Origin of the sequence: Nonomuraea sp. NPDC049607 (assembly GCF_040675375.1) — a bacterium.
Lineage (GTDB): Bacteria > Actinomycetota > Actinomycetes > Streptosporangiales > Streptosporangiaceae > Nonomuraea.
Window position 1 is genome coordinate 107,298 of the sequence record NZ_JBFAOV010000014.1, and the last position, 13,178, is coordinate 120,475.

General features: G+C 70.7%; 16 protein-coding genes. 10 read left to right on the top strand and 6 right to left on the bottom strand.

Annotated features, from left to right (window positions below):
• The first annotated feature begins 26 nt into the window (after window positions 1–26).
• Entirely contained in the window at window positions 27–1,517 is a 1,491-nt protein-coding gene (eccD, locus tag AB0J97_RS26690) for a type VII secretion integral membrane protein EccD (protein WP_364093286.1), read from the top strand.
• 36 nt (window positions 1,518–1,553) lie between these two features.
• On the top strand, window positions 1,554–2,000 hold the full coding sequence (locus tag AB0J97_RS26695; protein ID WP_364092943.1) for a YbaB/EbfC family nucleoid-associated protein: 447 nt from the start codon (window positions 1,554–1,556) through the stop codon (window positions 1,998–2,000).
• A 1-nt stretch (window position 2,001) separates the two neighbouring features.
• Here AB0J97_RS26695 and AB0J97_RS26700 read toward each other — a convergent pair whose 3' ends face one another.
• The 3 genes from AB0J97_RS26700 to AB0J97_RS26710 all read right to left on the bottom strand — a co-directional run bounded on the left by AB0J97_RS26700 (window position 2,002) and on the right by AB0J97_RS26710 (window position 4,380).
• Entirely contained in the window at window positions 2,002–2,682 is a 681-nt protein-coding gene (locus AB0J97_RS26700; protein WP_357701765.1) for a hypothetical protein, read from the bottom strand.
• 5 nt (window positions 2,683–2,687) lie between these two features.
• Entirely contained in the window at window positions 2,688–3,860 is a 1,173-nt protein-coding gene (locus AB0J97_RS26705; RefSeq protein WP_364092945.1) for a hypothetical protein, read from the bottom strand.
• A gap of 100 nt (window positions 3,861–3,960) precedes the next feature.
• Complete coding sequence (locus AB0J97_RS26710) at window positions 3,961–4,380, bottom strand: hypothetical protein (RefSeq protein ID WP_364092947.1); 420 nt, start codon at window positions 4,378–4,380, stop codon at window positions 3,961–3,963.
• Between the two features lie 254 nt (window positions 4,381–4,634).
• Here AB0J97_RS26710 and AB0J97_RS26715 point away from each other — a divergent pair, with 254 nt between their 5' ends.
• The 6 genes from AB0J97_RS26715 (at window position 4,635) to AB0J97_RS26740 (ending at window position 8,888) form a co-directional block, all read left to right on the top strand.
• Window positions 4,635–4,979 (top strand): WXG100 family type VII secretion target, encoded by a 345-nt coding sequence (locus tag AB0J97_RS26715; RefSeq protein WP_364092949.1) that lies wholly within the window; start codon window positions 4,635–4,637, stop codon window positions 4,977–4,979.
• A 24-nt stretch (window positions 4,980–5,003) separates the two neighbouring features.
• The gene (locus AB0J97_RS26720) at window positions 5,004–5,309 is read left to right on the top strand and encodes a WXG100 family type VII secretion target (RefSeq protein WP_357701773.1); all 306 of its coding nucleotides are present in this window, start codon (window positions 5,004–5,006) and stop codon (window positions 5,307–5,309) included.
• Between the two features lie 68 nt (window positions 5,310–5,377).
• Window positions 5,378–5,758 (top strand): hypothetical protein, encoded by a 381-nt coding sequence (locus tag AB0J97_RS26725; protein WP_364092952.1) that lies wholly within the window; start codon window positions 5,378–5,380, stop codon window positions 5,756–5,758.
• Window positions 5,755–7,074 (top strand): hypothetical protein, encoded by a 1,320-nt coding sequence (locus AB0J97_RS26730; RefSeq protein ID WP_364092954.1) that lies wholly within the window; start codon window positions 5,755–5,757, stop codon window positions 7,072–7,074. The genes AB0J97_RS26725 and AB0J97_RS26730 overlap by 4 nt, the downstream gene beginning before the upstream one ends.
• Complete coding sequence (locus AB0J97_RS26735; RefSeq protein WP_364092956.1) at window positions 7,071–8,120, top strand: hypothetical protein; 1,050 nt, start codon at window positions 7,071–7,073, stop codon at window positions 8,118–8,120. The genes AB0J97_RS26730 and AB0J97_RS26735 overlap by 4 nt, the downstream gene beginning before the upstream one ends.
• The gene (locus AB0J97_RS26740; RefSeq protein ID WP_364092958.1) at window positions 8,121–8,888 is read left to right on the top strand and encodes a WXG100 family type VII secretion target; all 768 of its coding nucleotides are present in this window, start codon (window positions 8,121–8,123) and stop codon (window positions 8,886–8,888) included.
• 11 nt (window positions 8,889–8,899) lie between these two features.
• On the opposite strand, the gene eccB is transcribed toward AB0J97_RS26740, so the two are convergent.
• Window positions 8,900–10,333, bottom strand: a complete 1,434-nt coding sequence (eccB, locus tag AB0J97_RS26745) for a type VII secretion protein EccB (RefSeq protein ID WP_364092960.1) — start codon at window positions 10,331–10,333, stop codon at window positions 8,900–8,902.
• Window positions 10,334–10,419: 86 nt separating this feature from the next.
• Between eccB and AB0J97_RS26750 the strand changes: the two genes are divergently transcribed.
• Together AB0J97_RS26750 and AB0J97_RS26755 are read left to right on the top strand one after the other, a co-directional pair.
• A complete protein-coding gene (locus AB0J97_RS26750; protein WP_357701784.1) occupies window positions 10,420–10,890 on the top strand; it encodes a hypothetical protein in 471 nt (156 codons plus the stop codon).
• On the top strand, window positions 10,875–12,152 hold the full coding sequence (locus AB0J97_RS26755; RefSeq protein ID WP_364092962.1) for a WXG100 family type VII secretion target: 1,278 nt from the start codon (window positions 10,875–10,877) through the stop codon (window positions 12,150–12,152). The genes AB0J97_RS26750 and AB0J97_RS26755 overlap by 16 nt, the downstream gene beginning before the upstream one ends.
• On the opposite strand, the gene AB0J97_RS26760 is transcribed toward AB0J97_RS26755, so the two are convergent.
• Both AB0J97_RS26760 and AB0J97_RS26765 read right to left on the bottom strand, forming a co-directional pair.
• On the bottom strand, window positions 12,149–12,715 hold the full coding sequence (locus AB0J97_RS26760) for a hypothetical protein (protein WP_364092964.1): 567 nt from the start codon (window positions 12,713–12,715) through the stop codon (window positions 12,149–12,151). The two genes, AB0J97_RS26755 and AB0J97_RS26760, sit on opposite strands and share 4 nt — an antisense overlap.
• Entirely contained in the window at window positions 12,712–13,173 is a 462-nt protein-coding gene (locus AB0J97_RS26765; RefSeq protein WP_364092966.1) for a hypothetical protein, read from the bottom strand. The genes AB0J97_RS26760 and AB0J97_RS26765 overlap by 4 nt, the downstream gene beginning before the upstream one ends.
• Window positions 13,174–13,178: the final 5 nt, after the last annotated feature.

Below are 13,178 nucleotides of genomic sequence, written 5' to 3' on the forward strand. Positions count from 1 at the left end.
TTGGGACGGAGTGGACCGTGGGATCGATGGTTCAGAAGCCGCCGCTGCCCGAGTCCCGGCCCCCCGCAGGGGAGACCGCCGGGCCCGCACAGGCGCCGTCGGGGCCGCTTCAGCAGGGTGCGCTCGCGCAACTGCCGTTGCCGCTGCCGACGTTGTGCAACCTCACGATCGTGGGGCCCGGCCGCAAGGCCGACCTGACGCTGCCGGCCGACATCCCGCTGCCGCACGTGCTGCCGGGGCTGTTGCGCATGCTCGGCGAGGTGGGCGGCGACGCGGCCTCGTCGCCGGGATGGACGCTGCAGCGGCTCGGCGGCGCCCCGCTCGACCTGGAGCAGAGCCTCAGCGCGCTCGGCGTGCTCGACGCCGAGATCCTCTACCTGCGCCCCCGTGAGTCGGTCCTGCCGGCCGCGGTCTTCGACGACGTGGCCGACGTCGTCGCCACCGGCGTGCGCGAGGGGCCGGGCAAGTGGACGGCGGCCCACACCAGAGGTCTCGGCGCGGCCGGAGCCACGGGGCTGCTGGTCCTCGGGGCCGTCGGCCTGGCTTCGGCGGGCCTGCCCCCGCTGGTCGGGCCGGTCGTCTTCGGAACGCTCGCGCTGCTGCTCATCGCCGCCGGAACCGTGTTGTCGCGGGCCATGGGCGACTCCATGGCGAGCGCGCTGATCGGTCACGCGGCGCTGCCTTACGCCTTCCTGGCCGGGCTGGTCACGCCCGCCGGGACCGGCGGCCTGGCCGGTGTCGGCGCTCCCCACCTGCTCGCCGCGTTCGCCTGCACCGCGCTCGCCGCCGCCGTCGCCGGGATGATGATCTCGCATGGCATTCCCGGCTTTCTCGGCACGTCCATCGCCGCGTCCTGTGGCGCGGTCTGTGCGGCGGTGGTCATGTTGACCGGAACCGTCCCCGCGGGGGTGGCGGCCGTGGCCATCGCCGTGCTGCTGGCGCTGAGCCCGCTGGTGCCGACGTTGTCCTTCCGGCTGGCCCGGGTGCCGCTGCCGGCCATGCCCACGACGGCCGAGGAACTGCGCGCCGACAACCAGCGGCTCGACGCGGCGGCGATCCAGGAGCGCACCGTGATCGCCCAGCGTTACGCCACGGCGCAGATCGTCGCCGTCGGGCTGGCCGCGCTGGTCGCCCAGGCGCTGCTGGTGCTGCACGACGGCCTGATCGCGTACATCATGACCGTCGCGATCTCGCTGACGCTCATCATGCGCGCCCGCGTGTTCTCCGGCGTCGGCCAGCGGCTCTGGCTGGTCGGGTCGGGCATGGCGGGGCTCGCCATGACGGCCTTCGCGCTCAGCTCCAAGGGCGGGGTCGTCGGCGCGCTGGCGGTGGCGGTCTGCGTGTTGTGGGCGTCCCTGCTGATGGTGGGCGTCGGGAGGGGGCTGGCCTCGGGCAAGCCGTCGCCGTTCTGGGGACGGGCCGGGGACATCCTGGACCTGCTGCTGATCGTCGAGCTCTTCCCGCTCGCGGCCGGCGTGCTGGAGCTCTACACCTGGGTACGCGGGTTGTCGGGCTGATACTTTGCTGGCCGTTTCGAGCGGAGGAGTGAGGCTGTGCAGGAATTCGGAGACTTCGCGAACATCGACATCGAGAAGCTGCTCAAGGGGGCCGACCAGCAGTTCGCCCGCATGGAGGAGTTCCAGGAGAAGATGGACTCCTTCGTCGGACGGGCCCAGGACGAGCAGGGGCTGGTCACCGTCGAGTGCGGCCACGAGGGCGTCCGCGAGCTGCAACTGCACCCCAAGGGCCTGCGGTTGGCGTCCGGCGAGCTGGCCGACCTCATCAAGACGGCGCTGAACGACGCCACCGCCGACCTGCAGCGGCAGGTCGCCGAGGGCATGAGCGAGACGTTCGGCGACTCCGAGGACAACCCCATGACGTACCTCAGGAACCCGGACGCCGCGCTGAACCAGATCAAGGAGGCGGAGTCCGCTTACAACCGCACGTTCGAGGACGTGATGGGCGAACTCGACCGCATCCGGCGGCGGCTGGAGTTGTGAGCTAGGCCGGGCGCTGCGTGGGCAGGTCGGCGATGACGACCTGCTCGAAGGCGGGCGCGTCCTTGCCGGTGAGCGTGACCGCCTCCGACATGCCCGTGTCCTTGAAAGCGGACATCAGCCCGCTCGCCACCCAGGCCAGGGTGGCGGCCGCGCCGTACGCCACGAGCATCTTGGACAGGAACCGCCTGAGCGCCCCCTGCGCCCGCACGGCCGCCGAGGCCGCCAGCGGACTGCCCGGGAAGAAGTGCCCGGCGGCCGAGAGGCCCAGCAACAACCCGCCCAGGGTGACGGACGACACCGCACCCGTCTGGGACAGCTTCGCGAGCTGGTCGAGGGCGTGGGCCAGCTCCTTGTACACGCCGCCGGTCTTGGCCACCTCAAGGGTGAACCTCTCGGCCACCTTCTCCATCTCGGGCCGGGCCATCTGCTCCCAGTCCTGGCTGGAGACCCCGGCGATGAGCTGCCGTACGCTCTCCTTCGCCTGCTCGACCTCGTGCGTCGCGGCGCGCACCTCGTGGGCCGTGCCGCGGATGTCCTCGGGGCTGGACAACATCGTGCCGATCAGCGCGGCGCACATCTTGCAGACGACGGAGAGCGCCACGTTGGTCTTCATCATGGCGCCCGCGTTGCAGAAGGCCACGGCCATCGTGTAGAGGTTCGTGCCGTTGCGGTGTTGGTCCATGGTCCCTACTTCTTCGGCGTGCTCTTGGCGTTGGCGTCCCTGATGACCTTGGCGCCCTCGTTGAGCTGGGTCTGCCAGCGGCCGAGCTGGTTCTTGGCGTGCTTGAGGTAGTCGGCGGCGGAGTTGCGGGCCGCGTCGTAGGCGCCGTCGAAGGCGAACTTCCCGACCAGGCCGAAGCCCGGGAAGCCGGGGGTGGCGCCTCTGACCATGCGTTCCACCGCCCTGAACCGGTCTCCCGGCGTGTGCGTGCCCCCCGCCTGCGTCGGGGCGAGGCTCTGGCCCAGCCGTTCCATGGCCTCCGGGCGGGCCTTGCGCCAGTCGCCGGACACGCCGCCGTCGCTCAGCGCGGTCGCCTTCGGGTCCTGGGGGCGTTCCTTGCCTGAGCCGTCCTTGTTCGCGGCGGCGGCGGGGGTGGTGGGGGTGGCGGCGGTGGGGTCCGGGGTCGCGCCGCTCGGCATCCCGCCGCCGCCGCCCGCCGGGGTGGTCGCCTTGGGGGATTTCTCGGGGTCGTCCGTCTTGGGGGTGGTGGCCGTGGGGGGTTTCGCGACGTCGGGCGCCTTCGCGGTGTCCTCGGGGGTGGTCGCGGCCGGCCGGTCGGGCGTCGGCTCTCCGGACGACGGGGTCCCCTCGGGACGGTCGGGGGTCGTGGGCGACGGAGGGCGCTCGGCGTCGGGGGTGCCGGTGCCCTCGGAGTCGGCGGGCGGCCCCGGCGCGGTCGATCCGGGTGTCTCGGGGTCGCCGGGTGGGGTGGGCGTCTCGGGGTCGGGGGAGGGATCCGAGGGGGTGGAGTCGGAAGGGCTGGTTTCCAGGATGGGCGGGCTCTGGGTGGCCGGGTCGTCCTCGGTGGCCGGGGTGTCCTCGCGGGCGGGGGCCGTCGGGTCGGTGGAGGGCGGATCGTGTGGCTCGGGTGGGGTGCCGTCGCCGGAGATCTCGACGAGGTCGCCCGGGTTCCCCGGCTCCACGGCGCCGTCGTCCGGCCGGTGCTCGCCGTCGTCCGCGACCTCCTGGGCGTACGGCTCCTGTCCGAGGCCGGCGACGGCCGTCAGAGGAGCGACCTGTCCGGGCTCACCCGTGTCTCCGTCGCTCGTGACGACCGTGGCGGACATGCGCTCGGTCACCGCCGAGTCCTCGGCCGTGGTCCAGTTGACAAGGCTGTCGATGCTTCCGAACTCGGCCATCCGCGCCCCCAAAGCCTGTGACCCGCCCAAATGATCAGAAACACTAACCGCGTGAACGGTCAGCCGTACAGGTCGGCCGTCGCGGGCCCGCCCGCGGGTCTCAGCCGATGCGTTCGTACGCGCCGCCGGAGTCGGCGGTCCTGACGCCGTCGGAGAACTTCACCCAGGACCCGGTCGGCGCGGCGTGGTAGACCGGCACGGTGTGCAGAGGGGTGATCTCCTCGTTCTTCACCACGCCCGCGCCCTTCACGTCCACCGCGGACCAGACCATGCCGCGCGTGCCCACGTCCTTGGTCTTGAACGTCACCGCGCAGGCGTTCTGCTTGCCGGGGTTGTACAGCAGGTAGGCGACGCCGCCGGCGAACGCGGCCTGGCGCTGGACGGTGTACCCCGGGCCGCAGACGACGGCGGGCGTCTCGGCCGCCCGGCGGGACGCCGAGGCGGTGGTGGCGGTGAGGACCGCCGTCGTGCCGAGCACGGTCGCGATGACCGCACCGGCCATTCTCTTCGTGATTCTCACGTTCTTCAGCTCCGAAGGAGTCGAAAGGCGATTTGTCCGAGGGGCAATCCTGTGATGCCGGGTTCTTCGCGTCTTTAGCACAGAGCGCAGAATGTTTTGGCATTGAGCGCAGATTTCTTCTCGGCGACCGGACGGTTGTGATCGCTGGGACGGGTGGTGGTTAACATGCGAGTCGATGTTGTTTCGCAAGGGTTCGCCTTATTCATGTCGGCCAACCGGTATGCGAGACAAGGAAATGTCCACTCGGAGGTCCAGTGGCACTGTACGGAGCAAGTCCGACGCAGCTGACCAACGCTGCCGGGTACTGCGAGGACACCGCGCAGTACATCGAAGGCATGCGCCAGCGCGTTCAGACGATCAAGGGCGACCTGACCACTCAGGGGTGGCGGGGCGGCGCGGCCCAGAAGTTCAGCCACGCCCTCGACGAGTGGGACGTCGAGTTCAAGGCCGTGATCAAGATCCTTGAGGACATCCACGACCGGCTCAACATGGGCGCCGGGGTCTACCGGAACGCCGCCGACGAGAACATGGAGCTGTCGGGGTCCCTGGCCAGGGACGGCTTCACGGGCCGGATCGACAACGTCATCAACAGCAACTAGCCGGCCGACGCCACGGAGATCCCAGTGACCGTTCCCGATGATCACACATACGTCAAGTTCGGCAGCATGGAGCAGGCCTACGAGGAGCTCAAGAAGGTCGTGACCGAGCTCGACAAGGTCACCGACGACCTGTTCGCCGACATCAAGAAGGAGCTCGCCGCCAGCTGGGAAGGCGAGGCCGAGCAGTTCTTCAACACCAAGAAGGACCAGTGGGACGCCCACGAACGGGCCATGGGCAGGCAGCTCTTCGAGGCCGCCACCGCGGTCAACATCGCCAAGGGCAACTACGAGGCCGCCGAGCGGCGCAACATCGCCATCTGGACGGACTGACGCGCCTCCGCCTCCCGGTCGCCGCGGCCACGTGGTGACCGGGGTCTCGTATCAGCAGGGGTGAGCCGATGGGCAACCAGGAACCCGAACCACGAACCGACCCGCTGGGCATCCCGGCGCACACGGCCGACAAGTTCCAGGGCGACGGCAGGGTGCATGAACCCTCCGTGATGCGGTCGATCGCCGAGGCTCTGTCGAAGAATCTGCAGGCCATGGAGAAGCCGGGCGCCAGCGGGCGCACCCTGGCCGACGTCCAGCCCGGCGCCGCCCAGTTCGGCGAGTGGATCGACGCCAAGGTGTTCGGCTCGACCGCGGGCAGGGACGGCGCGGGGCAGAAGTTCGGCCAGGTCTACGCCGAGTTCGTGGAGGCGTACAAGAGCGTCATCGCCGCGATCGAGGCGAGCGCCGGCAACCACGCCGAGGCGGACACCCGGAACGAGGGCGGGTGACCATGGCCGGCGCCGGCTCCAGGCGTAAGACGCTCGTCCTCCGGGGCGACCAGGTCCCCTCCGGCGAGACGGAGGTCCATCCGAAGGCGGAGATCCAGCGCCTGCTGGCGACGTCACAGCCGGACCTGGTCAAACTCGCCGGATCCACCTACATCAGCACGGCCGAGGCGGTCCTCAACGCGGTCGTCGGGATCGAGGACGAAGCGGGCCGGATCCTCACCATCTGGAAGGGGCCGGACGCCGACCGGGCCCGCATCGCGCTCGAACTCCTGTACGCCACCGGCAACGAGCTGGCGCACAAACTCGCGGAGATGGGCCGCAGCCTGGAGGGCTACGCCGACTCCATCCCCGTGGCCATCGCCGAGGTCGAAGGCATCAAACTGGACAAGAACGACCCGGACGTCCAGGAGGTCGTACGGGTCCACCGGGCGCTGTACGGGCTCGACCGGCAGGGCGACGACGAGGCCAACGCCGTCGCCCTGCTGGAGAACATGCGGGCGCAGGCGGCGCTGCGGAAGCTCAACGAGAAGATCCGCGACCTGCATCTCGGCTCGGTCCCGTACGACATCACCTACGAGCTGCCGGCCGTCACGGTCCCGGGCGGCCCGCTCGCCACGACGAGCGTCGCCTACGGCGGGACGGGCGGGAGCGAGTCGCCCACGACCGGCGCGGGCGCCCCGGACGGGACGGGCACGGGCGAGGGGGGCACGACAGGCGCCGGCGACCCGGGCGCGCCGGACCAGATCCCCCCGGACGGCGAGGACGACGCCGCTCCGGGGACGCCCCCCGGCGAGCAGCCCGCCGGCGGAGACCAGCCCACCGGCGGGGACACACCTGGCCAACACCCCGGCGACCAGGCCGGCAACACCGGCACAGGCACAGGCACGGGCACGGGCACGGGCACGGAGGACGGCACCACCCCGCCGGTGATCGGCGCCCAGGACAGGACCGAGCTCGACGACGCCACGCCCGAGGCCGACCCGGTCCGGACCGAGAGCTCGGCCTACCAGCCCACGGTCGGCGAGCGTCCACCTCTCGTGGTGACCCCCAACACGACTGCGGCGCCGGTCGCGACGAACCAGCCCGTGCCGTCGGTGATCGGTTCGCCGAACGGCGCGTACACACCCGGCGGGCGGCTCGGGGTGATGCGCGGCGGCAGTGCGGCGGGCCTGTCCGGCACGCCGTTCCTCCCGATGACGGGCGGCGCGGGCCCGATCGGGGACGCGGGCGGAGACCTGGAGCGCACCACCTACCTGTCGGAGGACAGGTCGGCCTGGAACGGCAACCATGACGTGACGGACCCGGTGATCAGGTGAGCGACCAGCAGAAGAACGGCGCCGGCGCGCAGCCGACCGGGCAGCAGCCCTACGGCCAGTACGGCATCCCGATGAGCACCCAGGTGCCGCTGCCGTCGTCGGGCATCTCCTTCACGGACGGCGCGCTCAACGCGGCGAGCGGCCAGATCAACGGACAGACCGCGATCATCGACGCGCTGCGGGCCAAGTCCGGCCACATGGGGGTGCCCTTCCCCGCTTTCGGCGTGATCGGCTACGGGCTCACCAGGGCCCATGACAGGGCGATCTCGGCCCAGTCCACCGCCCTGGAGCGGGGCAAGAAGGCGCTGCAGAGCTGGCAGGCCGCGCTGAAGGCGGCCGACGCCAACTACCACAAGGCCGAGGAGGAGAACGCCGGCCTGTACCGCAAGGACCAGGAGTACGACCCGACCGGCGGCGGAGTGCCGACCCCGAAGATGCCCGAATCGCCGGACCTGAACATGCCGGACGCCGACCTGCCCGACGGCGACCTTCCGGACGCCGACCTGCCCGTCACGGACCGGCCGGATACCGAGCTGCCCGGCACGGACCCGCCCAACGGTGGCCTGCCGGACGCCGACCGGCCCGGGAGCGACCTTCCCGGCACCGACCTGCCGGGGATCGACCGGCCGGACTCCGGCCTGTCCGGCGCCGGTGATCCGAACATGAAGGTCCCCGACATCGACTCGGCGATCAACTCGCCGCAGGACACGACCGGCCTGTCGTCGTACGACCCCAGGGCCCTGAACGGGACGCCGAACCCGAACCTGACCGACCTGAGCACCCGGCCGGGGACCACCTGGGGGTCGCCGACCGGCAACGGCGCGGGCTCGGGCGGTGGCGCCGCCGCCGGTCCGAGAGTGCCCGGCATGGGCACGTCCGGGGGAATGGGCAGCGGCATGCCGATGATGCCCATGATGCCGATGGCCGGTTCGGGCAACGGCCTCGACGAACGCGACCGGCAGGAAGGCTCGCTGCTGTCGGAGGACGAGGGCGTCTGGGAGGACGACGAGGACATCGCTCCCGAGATCATCGGCAAGGAGACGTAGATGAGTTACGAGGAGGGCAAGGGCCTGTACATCACGGCGGTCGGTATCGCCTCGGGCGCGACGGTCCTGATCAGACGTCCCTGGGCCTTCTACATAGTGGCCATGATCGGGCTCATGACCTCCGATCCGGGGCGCATGTCGGGGTCGTCCAAGACCTGGCGCACCACCGACAACGGCGGGACGACCTCCGAACTGGCCGCGCTGGAGGAACAGCTCAAGCAACTGCAGGCCACGGTCACGGGCACGGGAACCACCTGGGAGGGCACGGCACGCGAGAAGTTCGACGAGGCCTACGCGGACTTCACCAAATCCCTGGCCACGCTCAGGTCGACACGGAACGCCACCGGCGAGGCGGTCGACCAGAGCGCGAAGTTGTACTACGCGGGAGCGATCACCTGCGTCGGCGTCGCCAGTCTCATGATGGCTGTCGCGTGGACGCTGTTCTATGTCCGCCGCAACGTCTTCACCAGCCCTCTCGGCGAGGTGATCCAGATAAGACTGGCCCGGACCGCGGTCGGCTCCGTGAGGAAGGTGCTGATCAAGCACGGCATCGCGGTCACCGTCCTCGGCACCCTGTTCTACCAGGCCGTCCAGCAGTCCGAGGCCAGCGGGAAGTTGTTCCCCACGATGAAGGGCATACCGAACGAGCTCGACACCCTGAAGTCCGGCGACCTGCCGGAGTTCAGCACCGCCGCGCTCGAGTACAGCGTGGAGACCCACTCGCTGGTGCCCAAGCAGGACACGCAGGCCGGTCTCCCCCGCACCTGAGCGGACGGGCTTCAGGACCGGCCGGGGAGGCGTTCGGACGACGTCTCCCCGACGGGCTTCCGCGCGGCGGCGGGGTCCAGGAGCGGGCCCTCCGGGATGAGCCGCAGCAGATGCGCGGGCACCGGCGCCACCTGGGCGGCGTCGTAGCCCAGCGTGCCGACGAGGTCGGGGGAGGCCAGCCGGAATCGTCTGCCCTCGTCGGTGATGAGGGAGTACTCGTGGATGGCGTCGATCTGGCCTTCACCCGAGAGTTGACCTGCCAGCGCCGCGCCGCCGGGCGGCAGCAGCACCTGGTCGACGCGGTCGGGGTTGCCGCTGCTCGGCGGCTTCGGAATGGCCAAGGTCGCCCCGGTCGTCAGCCGTGCCCGGACCGAGCCCCTGACCGTGTCGGCGTACACCGCGCACAGGGGGGCGTCCGCCGACGGGGCGCGGAAGCGCGGCATGGTGGTCGGCAGCCCGCCGCCCAGGAGGCGGAGGGCCGACATCTTGGCGGCGTTGACGGTGGCGGCGTCCACGGCGATCGGGCGTACCCGGCCGCGGCCGTAGGCGATCTTGGTGTCCGGGTCCTGGAGCAGGAGCGTCGCCTGCGTGTGGGTGACGGGCGTGAGGCCGTCGGCGAGCAGCACGTACCAGCGTTCCGGCACCCCCGGGACGGCGGCCGGCGTGAAGACCTGCCCCACCCGCGCGGGCGAGCCGCCGGGACCCGGCACCCGCTTGCCGCGCTGCGCGATCGCCGGCGCGGCGAAGTCCGGGCCCGCGGGGATGGAGTTCACCCAGGAGATCGGCACGCGGCGCGGCGCCTGGTCGGTGAGCCGGCGCGGGCTCCTGACCAGCATGCGGTAGTTGTTCCACAACACCCAGTTCTGCTGGCCGTCGTCGACGAGCAGCGCGTCGGTGCCCACCGGCGTGCCACCGACGTCGATCCCGCCCAGCAGCGTGACGTACGGACGGCGGACCCCTGTCGCGTCCTGCTGTTCGACCACGCAGACCGTCCAGGGAGATCTGACCAGCTTCTGGGGCTTCGGCAGCGAGTCGGGCGCGCCCGAGATGCCGACCTTCTGCCCCCGTGCGAAGCCGGCCAGCGACTCCGCCGACACCGTACGGACCTTGATCTCCTGGCTGTCCAGCAGGAGCCTGGCGGAGACGTAGTTCTCCACCGGCTGGAGCTTGCCGTCGCTCTGGTTGTAGACGTAGGAGGCGCCGGTCTCCTCCTCGACCAGCAGCTGGCCCGCCTCCTTGAGCTTGGTGGCGCCGCCGGGGCTGAGCATGCCCCAGATCCCGAACCCGGCCGTGATCAGCACCAGCAGGAGGATGCCGGCGAACGTCGCCACGTTGTACCGCCGCATGGGGGACTCGGGCAGGTCCGGCTCGCCCTGGAGCAGTGCCAGTCCCAGGCGCTGGGTCATCAGTTTGTGCGCCTGATAGAGATCCTTTCGGGTCTGCATGACGGACAATGTTACGCAGGTTCCGAAAGAAATTTAACGAGGGTGGATATCACGCTTTTATACGGCTGAGGAGACTAGTAGGCTCCTTGATCAACCACATGCGGGAGGCTGTCATGGCACCAACCGACAATGGTTGGCATTTGGAGCAGAGCTGGCCGGGTCTGGTCGCCGACAGGGACGGCGTCGAATACAGTTCCACCGAACTCGAAAAGGTCGCCAACGCCTTTTGGGAGAAGCTGCCGGAGGTTTACGGCAGCGACCCGACCGGACAACGGTCGCCCAGGAACGCCGGCCAGGGGTCCAGTCCTGACGTGGCTCAGCTCGGCCAGCTGCTGAACACGTTCGCCGAGCCACTGGAGAGGATCCAGAGCTGGGACGGCGGCAGGAACTTCGCCGCGACCCTGAAGCAGAGCCACCAGGGGCTGACCCAGGTGTACCACGAGGTCAACCAGAAGCTGGCGCTCGCGTTCGCGCTCATCGACGCCGGCGCGGGCAACTACAAGCGGGCGGACGCGGCGATCGCGGTGAGCAAGGACATGGGATGGCAGGAGACCTGACAGCCGACCACGCGATGCGCCCCGCCGGGAGCGTGTCCTTCTCCGTCAACACCCACCAAAGCGTGGCGGCGGTCAAGGACCTGATCACGGAGCTCACCCCGCAGACCCTCGAGACCGCGGCGGCGACCTACCGGATGGCTGCGGACCGGCTCACCTCGATGAACGAGACCCTGGTCTCGGGGGCGACCCAGATGGCCAAGTACTGGGAGGGGGCCTCGTCGGTGGAGGCGCAGCAGTCGCTGCGCACCCTGCACGCCACCATCCGCGAGCTGGCGGCGAAGTTCAGGGCGATGAGCGGGCCGCTGGAGGGGCTCGCCAAGCGGCTCAAGGAACACCAGAACTTCGTGAACCACAAGTTCGGCGCCTGGAGCCAATCCGACGGAAGAACCTGGGACGACGACTTCCCCGGCGTGTACATGACGATGGACAAGGGGCTCGAACTGGGCTCGCAGAACCACCTCGCCGGTCAGCACCTGCGGCTGCTCAACAATGACCTGCGCAAGGTCTTCGAGGAGTTGCCGGCCAGCCTCCGCAAGGTCGTGCCCGACCTCAAGCCGCCCACCGTCCCCGCTGCCGACGAAGGTCCGGGCGGTGAGAAGGAGGACTACAAGATCGATCCGACCCCCTACAAGGATCCGGGCGGCGACCCGAGGGCCGACGAGGTCGACTTCGACGACATCACGTCCGACGACACGGGCCCGTCCGGCGTGCCGGACGACACCCTCGACACGGGCGGCGGCTCCCCGGAGTCCGGGACCGACGTTCCCGGCACGGACGGCCGTGATCCGGACGGAACCTACCCCGGCGTCGCGGGTTCGGGCGGCAGCGGCCCGGACGGCGTCGACCGGACCGGCGCGTACCCGAGCGGCGGCGCCGGCCCGGACACCGCCGCCGGGACCCCGGGCATGGGCGGCCTGCCGGACGTTCCCGGTTCGAAGACCACCCTGGAGGACTTCCAGCGCCCGGCCGGCTGGGGCTCGGACACGTCCGTCCCGAAGGGTGGCTCCCCCAACCCGTTCACGGGCACCGGGAGCGGCAACGGCACCGGTGTCGGTGTCGGCGGCAACCTGCTGACCGGTCCGGGCGGCCTTCCGCTCACCTCCAGGTCCGCGTCGGCGATCGGCAGCGGCATGCCGTTCATGCCGATGTCCGGCGGGGGCGCGCACGAGTCGGAGGACAAGGAGAACAGCACCTGGCTGCACGAGGACGACGACGTCTGGGGCAACGACCCGGGCGATGCCGTCTCCGGCAGAATCGGCTAACCCGCAGAGGACCGGCGCAGCTCCCGCAGCGTGCGTTCGGCGACGGCCTGGCTCACCGCCGGACATCGGAAGTCCTGTGCCACGATGTGCGCGCAGAGCTCCTCGTCCGGCCGGATGCCGTGCTCCTCCAGGTAGTAGGTGACGGTGTCCGTCCAGACCCAGGTGCCGTCGGTCCGGAAGCTGAGCGGCACCACCGCGCCGCGCGCCGGGTCGAGCCGATCGAGGTCGAGATTCGCCGTGGAGAGAACGGCCGCGCCGGCCCTCAGGTAGTCGACCAGCCGCGGGTCCCGCACCCGCGGACGGTCGGGCAGGAAGTACGGCACGCCGTCCCTGACCCCGTCGAAGACCCTGGCCACCGAGATCTCCGGAACGATCTCCACGTAGCCGTCGCTCCAGCCGCGCAACCCGTCGAACGCCTCGGCCGGGCTCCACTCCCGCGCGGCGGCCATCGCCTCGATCAACGACCGGACGTCGGCCGAGCTGTACTCCACCTGGCCCCCGGCCCGCGTCACCCTGCCGATGACCGTGCCGGAGGCGATGACGACCACCTTGAGCGTGCTCATGCGCCGCTCACCTGGACGAACCCCGCCCGCCCGAGACTCGACAACAAGGAGAGGTCGTCCGTGGGGTCGATCCAGACGATCTCCCCGGTGGGCCTCGGCGGCGGGCAGAGCGTGGTGACGAGCACGAGCGGCACGGCCGCGGTCCAGTGCTCGACCAGGGGCATCCGCGCGCGGTCGGTCAGGATCACCTCACGCTCTCCGTCCGTGCAGTCGCCGAACCGTCCTGCCGCCGCCAGCCCGGCCTGCAGCCGCGCCGCGGCGGCGAGCGCGTAACGTTCCCTGTCCTCCAGGGTGCCGGCATAGCCGGGGATCAGCTCCGTGATCAGTTCGGCGGGCTCGTCGCCGTAGATCCGCCACCAGCCGTCGATGACCTCGTAGGCGTACGGCGTGCCGTCGGCCCTGGCCGGGGGTGGCGGCGGCGCCTCGGCCGCCGACGTGTTCCTGACGCGTACGCTCATCTCGC